The organism is Streptomyces sp. NPDC005574, assembly GCF_040605435.1.
Taxonomy (GTDB): Bacteria; Actinomycetota; Actinomycetes; order Streptomycetales; family Streptomycetaceae; genus Streptomyces.
The window spans coordinates 12,440-26,900 of the sequence record NZ_JBEXCW010000017.1; the positions used below are offsets into that span (position 1 = coordinate 12,440).

Annotated in this window: 13 protein-coding genes; 5 read left to right on the forward strand and 8 right to left on the reverse strand. The window is 73.8% G+C overall.

The annotated features are described in order from the left end of the window. Positions 1–160: 160 nt before the first annotated feature. Complete coding sequence (locus ABZT03_RS14275) at positions 161–445, forward strand: DUF6332 family protein (protein ID WP_356038321.1); 285 nt, start codon at positions 161–163, stop codon at positions 443–445. Here the strand turns inward: ABZT03_RS14275 and ABZT03_RS14280 are convergent. The 3 genes from ABZT03_RS14280 to ABZT03_RS14290 all read right to left on the reverse strand — a co-directional run bounded on the left by ABZT03_RS14280 (position 406) and on the right by ABZT03_RS14290 (position 3,825). Then, positions 406–1,071: a response regulator transcription factor gene (locus tag ABZT03_RS14280; RefSeq protein ID WP_356038324.1), complete on the reverse strand. Its 666-nt coding sequence runs from the start codon at positions 1,069–1,071 to the stop codon at positions 406–408. The two genes, ABZT03_RS14275 and ABZT03_RS14280, sit on opposite strands and share 40 nt — an antisense overlap. Further along, positions 1,068–2,300, reverse strand: coding sequence for a sensor histidine kinase (locus tag ABZT03_RS14285; protein WP_356038326.1), 1,233 nt, complete (start codon positions 2,298–2,300; stop codon positions 1,068–1,070). The genes ABZT03_RS14280 and ABZT03_RS14285 overlap by 4 nt, the downstream gene beginning before the upstream one ends. A gap of 829 nt (positions 2,301–3,129) precedes the next feature. Further along, positions 3,130–3,825, reverse strand: coding sequence for a TetR/AcrR family transcriptional regulator (locus ABZT03_RS14290; RefSeq protein ID WP_356038329.1), 696 nt, complete (start codon positions 3,823–3,825; stop codon positions 3,130–3,132). A gap of 145 nt (positions 3,826–3,970) precedes the next feature. On the opposite strand from ABZT03_RS14290, the gene ABZT03_RS14295 reads away from it, so the two are divergent. After that, complete coding sequence (locus ABZT03_RS14295; RefSeq protein ID WP_356038332.1) at positions 3,971–4,420, forward strand: nitroreductase family deazaflavin-dependent oxidoreductase; 450 nt, start codon at positions 3,971–3,973, stop codon at positions 4,418–4,420. Here the strand turns inward: ABZT03_RS14295 and ABZT03_RS14300 are convergent. Next, the gene (locus ABZT03_RS14300) at positions 4,410–5,657 is read right to left on the reverse strand and encodes a geranylgeranyl reductase family protein (protein WP_356038334.1); all 1,248 of its coding nucleotides are present in this window, start codon (positions 5,655–5,657) and stop codon (positions 4,410–4,412) included. The genes ABZT03_RS14295 and ABZT03_RS14300 overlap by 11 nt on opposite strands. Positions 5,658–5,790: 133 nt before the next feature. On the opposite strand from ABZT03_RS14300, the gene ABZT03_RS14305 reads away from it, so the two are divergent. Then, complete coding sequence (locus tag ABZT03_RS14305) at positions 5,791–7,146, forward strand: dipeptidase (RefSeq protein ID WP_356038337.1); 1,356 nt, start codon at positions 5,791–5,793, stop codon at positions 7,144–7,146. Between the two features lie 162 nt (positions 7,147–7,308). On the opposite strand, the gene ABZT03_RS14310 is transcribed toward ABZT03_RS14305, so the two are convergent. From ABZT03_RS14310 to ABZT03_RS14320, 3 genes are all read right to left on the reverse strand, one after another. Next, the gene (locus ABZT03_RS14310) at positions 7,309–8,349 is read right to left on the reverse strand and encodes an NUDIX domain-containing protein (protein ID WP_356038340.1); all 1,041 of its coding nucleotides are present in this window, start codon (positions 8,347–8,349) and stop codon (positions 7,309–7,311) included. Positions 8,350–8,485: 136 nt separating this feature from the next. Next, positions 8,486–8,677, reverse strand: a complete 192-nt coding sequence (locus tag ABZT03_RS14315) for a hypothetical protein (protein ID WP_356038342.1) — start codon at positions 8,675–8,677, stop codon at positions 8,486–8,488. 7 nt (positions 8,678–8,684) lie between these two features. Continuing rightward, on the reverse strand, positions 8,685–9,665 hold the full coding sequence (locus tag ABZT03_RS14320) for a DUF1731 domain-containing protein (RefSeq protein ID WP_356038345.1): 981 nt from the start codon (positions 9,663–9,665) through the stop codon (positions 8,685–8,687). A gap of 377 nt (positions 9,666–10,042) precedes the next feature. Between ABZT03_RS14320 and ABZT03_RS14325 the strand changes: the two genes are divergently transcribed. Next, entirely contained in the window at positions 10,043–12,067 is a 2,025-nt protein-coding gene (locus ABZT03_RS14325; protein WP_356038347.1) for an NPCBM/NEW2 domain-containing protein, read from the forward strand. 182 nt (positions 12,068–12,249) lie between these two features. Here the strand turns inward: ABZT03_RS14325 and ABZT03_RS14330 are convergent, their stop codons facing one another. Then, a complete protein-coding gene (locus ABZT03_RS14330) occupies positions 12,250–13,197 on the reverse strand; it encodes an ROK family protein (protein ID WP_356038350.1) in 948 nt (315 codons plus the stop codon). Between the two features lie 165 nt (positions 13,198–13,362). Between ABZT03_RS14330 and ABZT03_RS14335 the strand changes: the two genes are divergently transcribed. After that, positions 13,363–14,457 carry a LacI family DNA-binding transcriptional regulator gene (locus tag ABZT03_RS14335; RefSeq protein ID WP_356038353.1) on the forward strand — a complete coding sequence of 365 codons (1,095 nt, stop codon included), beginning with the start codon at positions 13,363–13,365 and terminating at the stop codon, positions 14,455–14,457. Positions 14,458–14,461 lie beyond the last annotated feature (4 nt).

A 14,461-nucleotide genomic window follows, 5' to 3' on the forward strand; every position in this document is an offset into this window, starting at 1 on the left:
GCGCCCCGTCAGGCGCCGATCACCTCGCCAGGAGCGCGTCGCGACCGGGCCGACGGCCCGAAGCCGGCTGCCGGGCCCGGTCCGGGGGAACGCCTCCGACACCGTGTGCCCGGCGGGGCCCGCTTGCCCCGCCGGGCGCACGGCTGTGACACTCGGGCGCATGGAGAGCTACGGGGGACGGCGTGGTCAGGCCGAGCGGGACGCGATCACCGTCGAGATCGGATACGCCCTGTGCAGCGCGCTGTTCGCGGCGGCGGTCGTCTTCGGGGCGATCGCCGGTCCCGCCCTGCTGTTCGAGCTGCCGGACACCGTCAGCCGGCTGATGCTGCGCGCGGGACTCGTCCTCGCCCCCGCCCTGTTCGCCATCCGTACGATCAGTGTGCTGATGCGCTTCCGGCCCGGGTCTCAGCCCAGCCAGCCCGGCCGTACCAACCCCGACTCGTAGGCCAGCACCACCAGTTGGGCTCTGTCTCGGGCACCCAGCTTCACCATCGTGCGGCTCACGTGGGTCTTGGCGGTGAGCGGGCTGACCACCAGCCGGCGGGCGATCTCCTCGTTGGACAGACCGATCCCGACCAGGGCCATCACCTCCCGCTCCCGCTCGGTCAGTCCGGCGAGCGCGCCGTCGGCCGCGGGCTCCTTGGAACGGGCCGCGAACTCGGCGATCAGCCGGCGGGTCACCCCCGGGGAGAGCAGCGCGTCGCCCCCCACCACCGCCCTTACGGCGCGCAGGAGTTCCTCGGGCTCGGTGTCCTTCACCAGAAAGCCGGAGGCGCCCGAGCGGATCGCCTCGAAGACGTACTCGTCGAGTTCGAAGGTGGTGAGCATGACGACCCTGACGTCCGCGAGCTCCGTGTCGGCCGAGATACGGCGGGTCGCGGCCAGTCCGTCGAGGGCGGGCATGCGGATGTCCATCAGGACGACGTTGGGGCGCAGTTCACGTGCCTGGCGCAGCGCCTCCGCGCCGTCCGCGGCCTCCCCGGCCACCTCGATGTCCGGCTGTGCGTCGAGCAGTGCCCGGAAGCCGGCCCGCACCAGTGCCTGGTCGTCGGCGAGCAGTACGCGGATCACCGGTCCTCCTCGGTCGTGAGCGGCAGGACGGCGAGCACCTCGAAGCCGCCGTCCGGGCGCGGGCCCGCCTCGATCGTGCCACCCAGGGCGGCGGCCCGCTCCCGCATCCCGGCCAGCCCGTTGCCGCTGCCGCCCGGGTGGCCGCCGGTGGCCGGCCCGTCGTCGTCGATCCGCAGCCGCAGCGCCGCATCGCCGTGTTCGAGGCGCACGTGCGCGCGGCGGGAGCCGGAGTGCCGTACGACATTGGTGAGGGCCTCCTGGACGATGCGGAAGGCCGCGAGGTCGGCGGCGGGGGCGAGGCCGGGCGGCCGGCCCTCGACGTCGACCGTGAGGCCCGCGGCCGCCGCCTGCTCCACCAGTTCCGGCAGGCGGTCCAGGCCCGGGGCCGGTGTGCGCGGCGCCGCGCCCGGCGCGCGGAGCGTGTCGAGGACCTGGCGGACCTCGCCGAGCGCCTCCTTGCTCGCGGCCTTGATCGTGGTGAGGGCGGTGCGGGCCTGCTCCGGATCGGTGTCGAGGAGGGCGAGGCCGACGCCCGCCTGCACGTTGATGACGGAGATGCTGTGCGCGAGGACGTCGTGCAGCTCGCGGGCGATGCGCAGCCGCTCCTCGTCCGCGCGGCGCCGGGCCGCCTGCGCGCGTTCGGCACGGTCGCGGGCCCACTGCTCCCGTTTCGCGCGGGCCAGTTCCGACACCGCGACGATCGCCACGACCCAGGTGGCGATGACGATCTCCTGCGCCCAGGAGGCGGACGGGTCACGGGAGGCGGGCAGCCACCGGTAGGGCCAGTGGGTCACCAGCACGTGCCCGGCCCACAGCATGCCGAGCGCGCTCCAGGCGGCCCGCCGGTGCCCGGCGACCACGGCGCTGAAGCAGGCGACGGCGACGGTGAGGAAGACCGGCCCGTACGCGTATCCGGCGCCCAGGTAGACCAGGGCGGCCGCGGCGGTGCCGAACACCACGGCCACCGGGTACCGCTTCCGCCACAGCAGCAGGCCCGAGCCGACCACCAGAAGGACGCGGGCGAAGCCGTCGGGGGCGGCCCGGTCGCCCTGCTGCAGATGGGCCGCGGCGTTCGACCCGACCAGGACGAACGCGGTGAACAGCGCGGTGGAGCGCCATGGCCACCGGGCGGGCCGCTCCTCGGCGGCCTCCCAGCCGTTCCGCCACGGCGGCCCGTGCCGCCACCGCCGACGCGGCCCGGCCGCCCCGCGCACGCGCTGCTCGTCCATGCCCGCCACGCTAGACGCCGACCGGCACCGTCGGCGTCAACCGGACGCGGTGATCACCTGTACTCCCGGGGGAGTACGTCCTTGGCGGCACGCGCGCGGGGTGCCTGGCCGGTAGGGGGGCGGGGACGCCTGCTCGGCAAGGGTGCGGGGAGCGCGCTGTCGGCGGCCCGGACGCGGGGAGTGCGCTGTCGACGGCCCGAGCGGGGGGTACGCCGTCGCCGGCCCAAGCAGGGGGCACTCGTCGGTAGCCGGAGCGCGGGGAGTGCGCTGTCGGCGGCCCGAGCGGGGGGCACGCCGCCGCTAGCCCGAGCAGGGGGCACGCCGTCGGTAGCCCGAGCGCGGGGCTGTCGGCGGCCCGAGCGGGGGGGGGACGCCGCCGCTGGCCCGAGCGCGGGGAGCACGCCGTCGGCGGCCCGAGCGGGAGGCACGCCACCGCTGGCCCAAGCAGGGGGCACGCCACCGCTGGCCCAAGCAGGGGGCACGCCGCCGCTGGCCCAAGCAGGGGGCACGCCGGCGGTGGCCCGAGCGCGGGGGCACGCCACCGCTGGCCCAAGCAGGGAGGCACGCCGCCGGTGGCCCGAGCAGGGGGCACGCCGGCGGTGGCCCGAGCGCGGGGGCACGCCACCGCTGGCCCAAGCAGGAGGCACGCCACCGCTGGCCCGAGCAGGGGGGCACGCCACCGCTGGCCCAAGCAGGAAGGCACTCCGTCGGTAACACGAGCGCGGGGAGTGCGCCGTCGCCGGCCCGAGCGCGGGGGTATGCCGGCGGTGGCCCGAGTGGGGGGTGCGCCGTCAGCAACCCGAGCGCGGGCAGACCCGCGTCCGCCCTCTCACAGCCCCACCCCCGCCGCCAGCCGGGTCGCCGCGTGGTGGAAGAACGGCTCGCGGTCCTCCACCACCCGGTGGAACTGGCCGAAGAGTTCGAATCCGATCAGCCCGTACAGCTCGGCCCAGGCCGCGACGAGGGCCGCGGCGACCGCGGGGGGCAGGTCGGGCGCGAGGTCGGCGGCCATGCGTTCCGCCTCGCCGCGCAACTCCCCCGGCAGGGCCGGTCCGGTCAGTCCACGCTCGCGGTGGGCGTCGCGGACGATGCCGATCAGCAGCAGGCCCACGCGGGACGCGGCCGGGACGGTGGTCTCCGGCGCGACGTAACCGGGCACCGGCGATCCGTAGATCAGCGCGTACTCGTGCGGGTGCGCGAGCGCCCAGTCCCGCACCGCCCCGCACACCACCGACCACCGCCGCAGCGGCTCGGCCCGGCCCACGGCGGCGTGGGCGGCCTCGACGGCCTCGCCCTGGGAGTCGTAGGCGTCGACGATGAGCGCGGTCAGCAGGTCGTCGCGGCTGGGGAAGTAGCGGTACAGCGCGGAGGAGACCATGCCGAGTTCGCGGGCCACGGCACGCAGCGACAGGCGGGCGGCTCCGTCGGCCGCGAGCTGTCTGCGCGCTTCCTCCTTGATCGCCGCGGTGACCTCGGTCCTCGCCCGGGCACGGGCGCCACTGGCGGCGTTGGGTGCAGTGCTCATGGAGGCGAGTGTTCCACGCTTTCGGAGCGGTGCACACATTCGAGAGCGTCGCTCACGAAAGAGAGCACTGCTCTTGCTTCAGCGGCCCGCCGCGTCCACACTGGAGTCGAGCGGGAGCACCGCTCTCCGATGATCTGGGGGCACCATGTCCACGCACGTGCAGAAGCCCGGCTGGTTCACCGTCAACGTCCTCAACCGCGCCGTGGCCTGGATGACCCGCCGCGGCATCAGCGTGTGGGGCTCCCGGGTCCTGGCCGTCCGCGGCCGTAAGAGCGGGGAGTGGCGCACCACCCCCGTGAACCTGCTGACCGTCGACGGACAGCGGTACCTGGTGGCCCCCCGCGGCCATGTCCAGTGGACGCACAACATGCGTGCGGCCGGCGGCGGGGAGCTGCACCTCGGCAAGTCCGTGGAGGCGTTCACCGCGGTCGAGGTGGGCGACGACGACAAGGTGCCGCTCCTGCGCGCCTACCTCAAGCGCTGGAAGGCCGAGGTGGGCGTCTTCTTCGACGGGGTCGGCCCCGACTCCGCCGACGCCGACCTGCGGCGCATCGCCCCCGACCACCCGGTCTACCGGATCACGGTCAGGAACTGACCCCGCCGTCACCCGAGCGCCGGTCCAGGGCGGCCAGCGCGCGCTGCGCCATCGGATGGGTGCGCACGAGCTCACCCAGCGACGTGGACCCCCGGGTGATGTCCCGGAAGGCGTTCCACGCGGGGCGGAAGCCGGTGAGCGCCGCGTGGAAGAGGCCGGGACGACGCTCGAACGCCGCCAGCATGCTCTTGCCGACGCTCATCTCGACGCCGAGGCCCGCCTTGACGGCGAAGGCGTAGTTGAGGGCCTGGCGCCGGGCGTCCACCGCGTCGTGGGCCTCGGCGATCCGCACCGCCCACTCCCCCGCGAGGCGTCCCGAGCGCAGCGCGAACGAGATGCCCTCACGGGTCCACGGCTCCAGGAGCCCCGCCGCGTCACCGCACACCAGCACCCGGCCGCGCGAGAGCGGTGAGTCGTCGGCACGGCAGCGGGTGAGGTGCCCGGAGGAGATGGCGGGCTCGAAGCCGGCGAGCCCGAGCCGGGCGACGAAGTCCTCCAGGTAGCGCTTGGTCGCGGCGCCCTCGCCGCGCGCCGAGATCACGCCGACCGTCAGCGTGTCGCCCTTGGGGAAGACCCAGCCGTAACTGCCGGGCATCGGACCCCAGTCGATGAGCACCCGCCCCCGCCAGTCCTCGGCGACCGTCTCCGGGACCGGGATCTCCGACTCCAGGCCGAGGTCCACCTGGTCGAGTTTCACCCCGACGTGTGCTCCTATCCGGCCGGCACTGCCGTCGGCGCCGACGACCGCCCGCGCGAGCAGGGTCTCGCCGCCCTGGAGCACGACGGCCACCGAGCGCCGGTCGGGCACCGCCGAGCCGTGCTGCTCCACCCGCGAGACCGCCACACCCGTACGCAGCTCGGCGCCCGCCTTCTGGGCGTGCTCGACCAGCTGGTGGTCGAACTCGGGGCGGTTGATCAGCCCGAACAGCATCTGCCGGGAGCGCCGGGTGCGGGTGAAGCGGCCGTTGTTGGAGAACGTCACCGCGTGCACCCGGTCCCGCAACGGCAGCTCGAAGCCGGGCGGGAGACAGTCGCGCGAGGGGCCGATGATGCCGCCTCCGCAAGTTTTGTAGCGGGGCAACTCGGCCTTCTCGAGCAGCAGTACGCGCCGCCCCGCGACCGCCGCCGCATAGGCGGCCGAAGCCCCCGCGGGTCCCGCGCCCACCACCACGACATCCCACACCTGCTGGTCGTCGTCCGCCGAAGAGTCGTCCGCCGAAGAGTTCTCGCTGCTCACGATGGTCTACTGCTCCCGATCAAGCCGCTGCCGCACCTGTCTCCCGCATCCTACGGCGGGTGTCGCCGCAGACCGCTGTGGGAGGATCTGCAGCACCCACTCGTACAACGTCGCACCCACAAGGAGCGTGCCCATGTCGTCGCATCCGGTCGCCGGGACCGTCGCCTCGCTGATGCCCACAGCGAGGGCGGAGCTCACCGAGCTGGTGGCCTTCAAGTCGGTGGCGGACTTCGACCAGTTCCCCCGCGGCGAGAGCGAGGGCGCGGCGCGGTGGGTCGCGGACGCGCTGACGGCGGAGGGTTTCCAGGACGTCGCCCTGCTCGACACCCCCGACGGCACGCAGTCCGTGTACGGCTACCTGCCCGGCCCGGAGGGCGCGAAGACCGTCCTGCTCTACGCGCACTACGACGTGCAGCCGCCGCTGGACGAGGCCGCCTGGACGAGCCCGCCGTTCGAGCTGACCGAGCGCGACGGCCGCTGGTACGGGCGCGGGACCGCCGACTGCAAGGGCGGCGTGATCATGCACCTGCTGGCGCTGCGTGCCCTCAAGGCCAACGGCGGGGTGCCGGTCCACGTGAAGGTGATCGCCGAGGGCTCGGAGGAGCAGGGCACGGGCGGGCTGGAGCGGTACGCCGAGGAGCACCCCGACCTTCTCCGGGCCGACACCATCGTCATCGGCGACGCGGGCAACTTCCGCGTCGGCCTGCCGACCGTCACCGCCACACTGCGCGGCATGACCCTCGTACGGGTGCGGGTCGACACCCTCGAAGGGAATCTGCACTCGGGCCAGTTCGGCGGCGCGGCGCCCGACGCGCTCGGCGCGCTGATCCGCGTCCTGGACTCGCTGCGCGCCGAGGACGGCTCCACGACCGTCGACGGCCTCACCCCCGAGACCCGGTGGGAGGGGCTGCAGTACGACGAGGAGCAGTTCCGCAAGGACGCCAAGGTGCTGGACGGCGTCGGACTGATCGGCTCCGGCACGGTCGCCGACCGCATCTGGGCCCGTCCGGCGGTCACCGTGCTGGGCATCGACTGCCCGCCGGTCGTCGGCGCCACGCCGTCCGTGCAGGCCGGCGCCCGTGCCCTGGTCAGCCTGCGGGTGCCGCCGGGCGTGGACGCGGCCGAGGCCACCAAGCTGCTCCAGGCCCATCTGGAGGCGCACACCCCGTGGGGTGCCCGGGTCCGGACCGAGCAGATCGGCCAGGGTCAGGCGTTCAGCGCCGACACGACCAGCCCGGCGTACGCGGCGATGGCCGAGGCGATGGCGGTGGCCTACCCGGGCCAGGAGATGCAGTACGCCGGCCAGGGCGGCTCCATCCCGCTGTGCAACACCCTCGCCGCTCTCTACCCGCACGCGGAGATCCTCCTCATCGGCCTGAGCGAGCCGGAGGCCCAGATCCACGCCGTGAACGAGAGCGTGTCCCCCCAGGAGCTGGAGCGGCTGTCGGTCGCCGAGGCCCTCTTCCTGAGCAACTACGCGGCAGGCTGAGCACGGCCGGGGCACTGGCCGGCGAGGGCCCCCGTCACATGACCGGGGCCTCCACGCGTCCGGGCTCGCGCCGGCCGCCTGTCCGGGCTCGCGCGGTCCACGCGTCCGCCGGATGAGCGCGCCCGGCGGGCGGGGCGGCACCCGCCGGGTCCGTGACGGGCGTCAGCCGACCGGTACGCCGGCCTCCAGATACAGCGCCGCGCCGCGCTCCCGCGCCCGCAGCGCCCAGCGCAGCCGCTCGTAGCGGACGGGTGGCAGCAGGTCAGCGGCCTCCTGTTCGCTCACGAACCGCCAGTCGCGCAGTTCGGGTCCGGGCAGCAGGAGCCGGGCGGCCGCGGCGGCGTCGAGCCGGCCGCCGTCGAAGAGCAGTCTCAGGCCGCCGTAGCCGGGCGGCGCGGGAGCCTCCCAGTCGACGACGAGCAACGGCGGTACGTCCGCCAGCGTGATGCCGGTCTCCTCGGCGACCTCGCGCATCCCGGCGCGGGCCGGTGCCTCGCCGGGTTCGACCACCCCGCCGGGGAACTCCCAGCCCGCCTTGTAGGTGGGGTCGACGAGCAGTACCCGGTCCTGCTCGTCGAACAGGAGCACTCCGGCGGCGAGCGTCTCGGCGGTGGGCTCGGGTGTCTGGACGATGTCGCAGACCGGTACGACACCGGCGCTCACGGCTTCGGCGACCCGCGCGGCGGTCTCGTACGGCGTCAGCGCGCCGTTGTCGACGGGGTGGGCGTCGGCGGGGAGCCAGGTGGCGAGGGCGGCGCGGTACGGCTCGATGTGGTCGTGGGACCACTGCCGGACGCGTATCTCGCCGTCCGGCAGGTCCGGCGGTGTCTCCCGCGCGGCTATGCGCTCCCGCAGGATCGTTTCCGCCGGGGTGAGAAGCACATGCCGGACCGTGATCCGGCGTGCGGCGAGCCCACCGAAGATCTCGTCGCGGTACTCCTGGCGGAGCAGGGTCATGGGAACGACGAGGGTCCCGCCGAGCTCGGCGAGCAGCGCGGCCGCCGTGTCGATCACGAGACGCCGCCAGATCGGCAGGTCCTGGAAGTCACCGACCTCGGTGAGGCGTTTGGCCGGCAGCATGTGCGTGAGCGCCCCGCCGATGACCTCGGGGTCGAAGAGCGTGCTGTTCGGGATCAGGTCGATCAGTTCCCGTGCGGTCGTGGTCTTCCCCGCACCGAACGCACCGTTGATCCAGACGATCACGGTTCCCCCTCTTCTGTTGGCCCCCTGTGGCTTGCCCGCTCCACCCTGCCACGGAAACCAGCTCCAGTTGAGGGCGCACGACTGTGGCGCCGACCCCCTCGCGGGGCAGCGGCGCCACGGTCGTACGGGGTGGCCGTCAGCCGTTCTGGCCCAGGGCGTTCTCGTCGACGGCGAGGCTGTCGCCGTCCACGGTGTGGTCGAGGCTGCTGAGGGAGTCGCCGACGTCGAGGTCACCGAGTTCGTGGGCGGCGGCGTGGGACGGGGTGATCGCCGCGACGACGAAACCGGTGGCCAGGGAGGCGATGGCGAGCATGCTGCGCTTCTTCATGGCCGGTTCAACTGGGAAACGGCGCGCGGGTCACGCCCGGGCCGCCGACGGAGTCACGGGCCCGTCCCACGAGGTCGGCGGCGGCTCGCGGCCACTGCGGGTGATCGAAGCCGAAGCCCGCGTCGAGCAGGCGGCCGGGCACGACACGGCGGCTCTTGAGCAGGAGCTCGGTGTCCGAGCGCAGCACGAGGGCGCCGATCTCGGCCATCCACTTCGTGGCGGGCAGCCCCACCGGGACTCCCCACGCGCCGCGCAGGGCCCGCATGAAGGCGCGCTGCGGCAGGGGCGCGGGCGCGGCGAGGTTCACCGGCCCGGCGAGATCCTCGCGGCCGGTGAGGAACTCGACCGCGCGCACGAAGTCGTGGTCGTGGATCCAGGAGACGTACTGCGCGCCACCCGCGACGGGACCGCCGAGACCCAGGCGCGCCAGCCGGGACAGCACGTCGAAGACGCCGCCGCGGTCGGGGCTCATCACCATGGCCGAGCGCAGGGCGACCTTGCGGGTGTACGGCGTGTCGGCCTGGTCCTGCGCCCGCTCCCACGCCCTGGCGATCTCGACGCTGTACGCCCAGTAGTCCGGTACGCCGGGTTCGGCGCCGCCGATCACACCGCTCGCCTCGTCGTTGGGGGCGTCGAGGCGGTGGGCGTAGACGGTGGCGGTGCTCATCTGGAGCCAGGCCCGCGGCGGGTGCGCGGCGGCGGCGATCGCCTCGCCCACGGCCCGGGTGGAGTTGACCCGCGAGTCCATCATGGCCCGCAGGTTCGCCGGGCCGTAGCGGCAACTGACGCTGCGACCGGCCAGGTTGATCACGACGTCGCTGCCGTCGATCTCGCGTGCCCAGGGCCCCGGCGTCTCGCCGTCCCACCGCACCTCACCCTCGCGCACCGGTCGCCTGGTCAGGACCACGACCTCATGACCTGCGGCGGTCAGTGCCCGCCTGAGGATCGCGCCCACCTGTCCCGTCCCCCCGGGAATCACGCACTTCATCGGGTTCCCCCTTCGTCGGAGGGAGCCTAGCGCACCTATTTGAACGCGTTCAAAGATACCGCTGAGCACGCCGAAGGCGCAGGGAGATGCGCGAGGAGTGCCGCCCTGACATCCGATGACCTGTCGCGAGAACGTGCACGGCGAGCGGCTCACGCCCGGTGCGCACCGCAACCCTTTTCACCGGCTGACAGACACACGACCGACACGCAGATCCTCCACCGCACCCCCTTTCGGACCCGGGAGCCACCGCGTCGGTTGGGTGGAACAACCGCTACCGCACCTCTTCCACCAGAGTCGAACACCGCCTACCGTAAACGCGCACCTTGGACGTGAGCATGCAGACATCCCATCTGTCGCGAGTCCGGAGGAACGTAACAATGCGTCACCTTCCCGCCCGCACCTCTCCCCGAAGATTCGCCGTGGCGCTCACCGCCGGGCTGCTGTGCGCGGCCGGGCTCGCCGCGCCGGCCGTCGCGGCGCCGCCACCTCGCGCCCCCGCGGCCCCCGCCCAGGACGACGGACTCGCCCTCACTCCCCCCATGGGCTTCAACAACTGGAACTCCACGCACTGCCGCGCGGACTTCGACGAGTCGATGGTCGAGGCGATCGCGGACATCTTCGTCAGCAAGGGCCTCAAGACCGCCGGCTACCGGTACGTCAACCTCGACGACTGCTGGGCCCTGCCCGCACGCGACGCGGACGGCCGACTCGTGCCCGACCCGGCGCGTTTCCCGAACGGGATCAAGGCCGTCGCCGACTACGTGCACGACCGGGGTCTGAAGCTCGGCATCTACACCAGCGCCGGCACCAAGACCTGCAACAGCGCCGGATTCCCGGGTGCGCTCGGCCACGAGTACAGCGACGCACGGCAGTTCGCCGACTGGGGCGTCGACTACCTCAAGTACGACAACTGCAACAACCAGGGTGTGGACGCCAAAGCCCGCTACACCACCATGCGGGACGCCCTGAAGGCCACCGGCAGGCCCATCGTCTACAGCATCTGCGAGTGGGGCGAGAACAAACCGTGGGAGTGGGCGGCCGACGTGGGCCACCTGTGGCGCACCACCGGCGACATCAGCGACAGCTGGGGTTCGATGCTGTCCATCCTCAAGCAGAACCTGCCGCTCGCGGCGCACGCCGGCCCCGGGCACTGGAACGACCCCGACATGCTGGAGGTCGGCAACGGCGGCATGACGGACACCGAGTACCGCTCGCACTTCTCCCTCTGGTCGGTCATGGCCGCCCCGCTGCTCATCGGGACGGATCTGCGCAAGGCGTCCGACGCCACCTACGACATCCTCGGCAACACGGAGGTCATCGCCGTCGACCAGGATCCGCTGGGCAGGCAGGGCACGGTGGTGTCCTCCGAGGGCGGTCGCTGGGTCGTCGCCAAGGAGATGGCCGACGGCAGCCGTACGGTGGCCCTCTTCAATGAATCCGGGCACGCCCGGCGCATCGCCACCACCGCCGGGGCCGTCGGACTGCCCGCGGCCCGCGCCTACAGCCAGCGCGACCTGTGGCAGCACCGCGGCTCCAACACGGCCGGCACCATCGCGGCGACCGTTCCCGCCCACGGCACGGTCCTCGTGCGGGTCGCCGCCGACCATGCGTGGGCCAAGCACCCGCCCGCCGTCGAACTCGGCCTGGACGGCGACCCGTTGCTGGAAGCCGGCCGGCCGCGGACGCTGACGAGCACGGTCACCGACCTGGGCCGCACGCCCGCCGAGCACGTCCGGGTCACGCTGACCGGGCCCGCGGGATGGACCGTCCGGGCCACCTCGCCGACCCGAACCGCCGTGCTGCGCACGGGCCGTTCGCTGCGCACCGGCTGGGCGGTCACCGCGCCGCCGGGGACGCCGACCGGGTCGTACGACCTGACACTCGCGGCGAGCCACCGCTCACCGGCCGGTGTCCGCGTCGACAGCGTGCTGCCGCTCACAGCGGACGTGGTGCTGCCGCCTCCCTCCGGCACCAGCCAACTCAGTGCTCTGCCATGGCTGTCGGCGACCAACGGCTGGGGACCGGTCGAGCGGGACACCAGCAACGGGGAGCAGGCAGCGGGCGACGGCGGGCCCCTCACGCTCGGCGGCACGGTGTACGCCAAGGGGCTCGGTGCGCACGCGGAGAGCGCCGTGGAGTTCTACGCCGGCGCGGCCTGCGAGACCGTGACCGCGGACGTCGGTGTCGACGACGAGAAGGGCAGCGCGGGCAGCGTCACCTTCGAGGTCTGGGCCGACGGTACGAAGGCGGCCGCGACCGGCGTCCTCACCGGCGCGACGCCCGCCCAGCCGCTCACCGCGGACGTGACCGGCGCCCAGCTGGTCCGACTCGTCGTCACCGACGCCGGCGACGGCATCGACTCTGACCACGCCGACTGGGCGGACGCCCGCCTGAGTTGCTGAGCGGCGGGGCGGGGCTGAACCGGCAGCCGCGGCCCGGCTGCCCGGCCACCGGGCTGCCGGGCTGCCGGGCTGCCGGGCTGCCGTACGACCCGACCAACGCGCCACCCCCCTCCCGGCCACCGGCCTGACCGGCCCGGGGCATCACGCCCCACGCCTGAACGTTCCTGCTGCCCCGTGCCCGGTCAGACCGCCGCCGCGGACTCGCGGCCCGCGAGGGCCGCCGCCGCCGCTCCCACCAGGCCGGCGTCCGTGCCCATCTGCGCGGGTGTCACCGTCAGCCGGCGGACGAAGGACAGGGTCGCGTAGTCGGCCAGCGCCTTCCGCAGGGGGGCGAACAGGACCTCGCCCGCCTTGCCCACTCCCCCGCCGACGACGGCGATGTCGATCTCGACGAGGGTCGCGGTGGCGGCGATGCCCGCGGCCAGCGCCCGCGCGGCGCGCTCGAAGGAGGCGACGGCCACCGGGTCGCCGGCGCGGGCCGCGGCGGCCACCGCCTCGGCGGAGGTGTCACCGTCCGGGCCGGGCAGCCAGCCGCCCTCGACAGCGCGCCGGGCGATGTTCGGGCCGCTCGCGATGCGCTCCACACAGCCGCGCGAGCCGCACGCGCAGGGGTCACCGTCGAGTTCGACGCTGATGTGCCCGATGTGGCCCGCGTTGCCGGTCGGGCCGGGATGCAGCTGCCCGTTGAGGACCAGGCCGCCGCCGACGCCAGTGGAGACCACCATGCACAGCGCGTTGTCATGTCCCCGCGCCGCGCCCTGCCAGTGTTCGGCCGCGGTGATGGCCACCCCGTCGCCGATCAGCTCGACGCGCAGCCCCCCGGCCGCCTCCTGGACCCGCCGGACCAGCGGGTAGTCACGCCAGCCCGGCACGTTCACCGGGCTGACCGTGCCCGCCGAGGCGTCCACCGGGCCGGCGCTGCCGATGCCGATGGCCGTGGCATTTCCCCACTGGGGTGCGGCGCTCAGCTCGCCGAGCACCTCCTCGACGGCCCGCATCACGGTCTCACCGTCCTGCTGCGCGGGCGTGGCGCGCTGCGCGCGGACCAGGATTCTGCCGTGGCCGTCGACCAGCCCTCCGGCGATCTTGGTGCCGCCGATGTCGAGCGCGGCCACTAGGTCGGTGTGCATCAGTGTCGGATCTCCCCGTCAGCCATGAGAAAAGGGTGGCCGGTCGCAGTGGGGGGCGCGGGCCGGAGATTGCGGTGGACAGTGTCTCGCGCATCTGACAACGTTGTCCAGGCTCTATGCTCGACGCCACATCTTCATATAAATCATGGACCGCCGCATCCCCCCATGGACCGCCGCATCCCCGTGGACGACAGGACAGGACGCCGTACCGTGCCCGAGACCCATCGCCGAGCCGACCGCCTCCCCGGGAGCCGCTACGGCACCCGTCCGACCATGAAGGACGTGGCGGCGCGTGCGGGCGTCGGACTCAAGACGGTGTCACGTGTGGTCAACGCCGAGCCGGGTGTCACACCGGAGACGGAACGCCGGGTCCAGGACGCCATCGAGGCGCTGGGCTTCCGCCGCAACGACAGCGCCCGGGTCCTGCGCAAGGGCAGCACCGCGAGCATCGGCCTGGTCCTCGAAGACCTCGCGGACCCGTTCTACGGCCCGCTCAGCCGCGCGGTGGAGGAGGTGGCCCGCGCCCACGGTGCCCTGCTGATCAACGGCTCCAGCGCGGAGGACCCGGAGCGCGAGCAGGAACTGGTGCTGGCCCTGTGCGCGAGGCGGGTGGACGGGCTGGTGGTCATCCCGGCCGGGGACGACCACCGCTACCTCGAACCGGAGCTCAAGGCCGGGGTGGCGACGGTGTTCGTCGACCGCCCGGCCGGGCAGATCGACGCGGACGTCGTCCTGTCGGACAACTTCGGCGGCGCCCGCGACGGCGTGGCCCACCTCATCGCCCACGGCCACCGCCGGATCGGTTTCATCGGCGACATGCCCCGCATCCACACGGCCGCCGAGCGGCTGCGCGGCTACCGGGCGGCGATGGAGGACGCGGGCATAGCCGTCGAGGACGCCTGGATGTCGCTCGGGGTCACCGACCCCGAGCGGGTGCGCGCGGCGGCCGAGGAGATGCTGTCCGGTCCCGCGCCGGTCACGGCCGTCTTCTCCGGCAACAACCGGGTGACGGTCACCGTGATCCGGGTCATCGCCGAGCGGGGCCGGCAGGTCGCACTGGTCGGTTTCGACGACATCGAGCTCGCCGATCTGCTGCAGCCGGGCGTCACCGTCGTCGCCCAGGACGCGGCGGCCCTCGGCCGGACCGCCGCCGAGCGCCTCTTCCGGCAGCTGGACGGCACCCTGCCGGCGCCGGAGCGGATCGAGCTGCCGACCCGGCTGATCACCCGCGGCTCGGGCGAGCTGCCCCCGGCGGAGTGAGCCG

Excerpts from the sequence above, each read along its gene's own strand:
- ABZT03_RS14275 (WP_356038321.1), top strand. The coding sequence starts at position 161 with ATGGAGAGCTACGGGGGACGGCGTGGTCAGGCCGAGCGGGACGCGATC.
- ABZT03_RS14285 (WP_356038326.1), bottom strand. The coding sequence starts at position 2,300 with ATGGACGAGCAGCGCGTGCGCGGGGCGGCCGGGCCGCGTCGGCGGTGG.
- ABZT03_RS14290 (WP_356038329.1), bottom strand. The coding sequence starts at position 3,825 with ATGAGCACTGCACCCAACGCCGCCAGTGGCGCCCGTGCCCGGGCGAGG.
- ABZT03_RS14295 (WP_356038332.1), top strand. The coding sequence starts at position 3,971 with ATGTCCACGCACGTGCAGAAGCCCGGCTGGTTCACCGTCAACGTCCTC.
- ABZT03_RS14305 (WP_356038337.1), top strand. The coding sequence starts at position 5,791 with ATGTCGTCGCATCCGGTCGCCGGGACCGTCGCCTCGCTGATGCCCACA.
- ABZT03_RS14315 (WP_356038342.1), bottom strand. The coding sequence starts at position 8,677 with ATGAAGAAGCGCAGCATGCTCGCCATCGCCTCCCTGGCCACCGGTTTC.
- ABZT03_RS14320 (WP_356038345.1), bottom strand. The coding sequence starts at position 9,665 with ATGAAGTGCGTGATTCCCGGGGGGACGGGACAGGTGGGCGCGATCCTC.
- ABZT03_RS14325 (WP_356038347.1), top strand. The coding sequence starts at position 10,043 with ATGCGTCACCTTCCCGCCCGCACCTCTCCCCGAAGATTCGCCGTGGCG.
- ABZT03_RS14330 (WP_356038350.1), bottom strand. The coding sequence starts at position 13,197 with ATGCACACCGACCTAGTGGCCGCGCTCGACATCGGCGGCACCAAGATC.
- ABZT03_RS14335 (WP_356038353.1), top strand. The coding sequence starts at position 13,363 with ATGGACCGCCGCATCCCCGTGGACGACAGGACAGGACGCCGTACCGTG.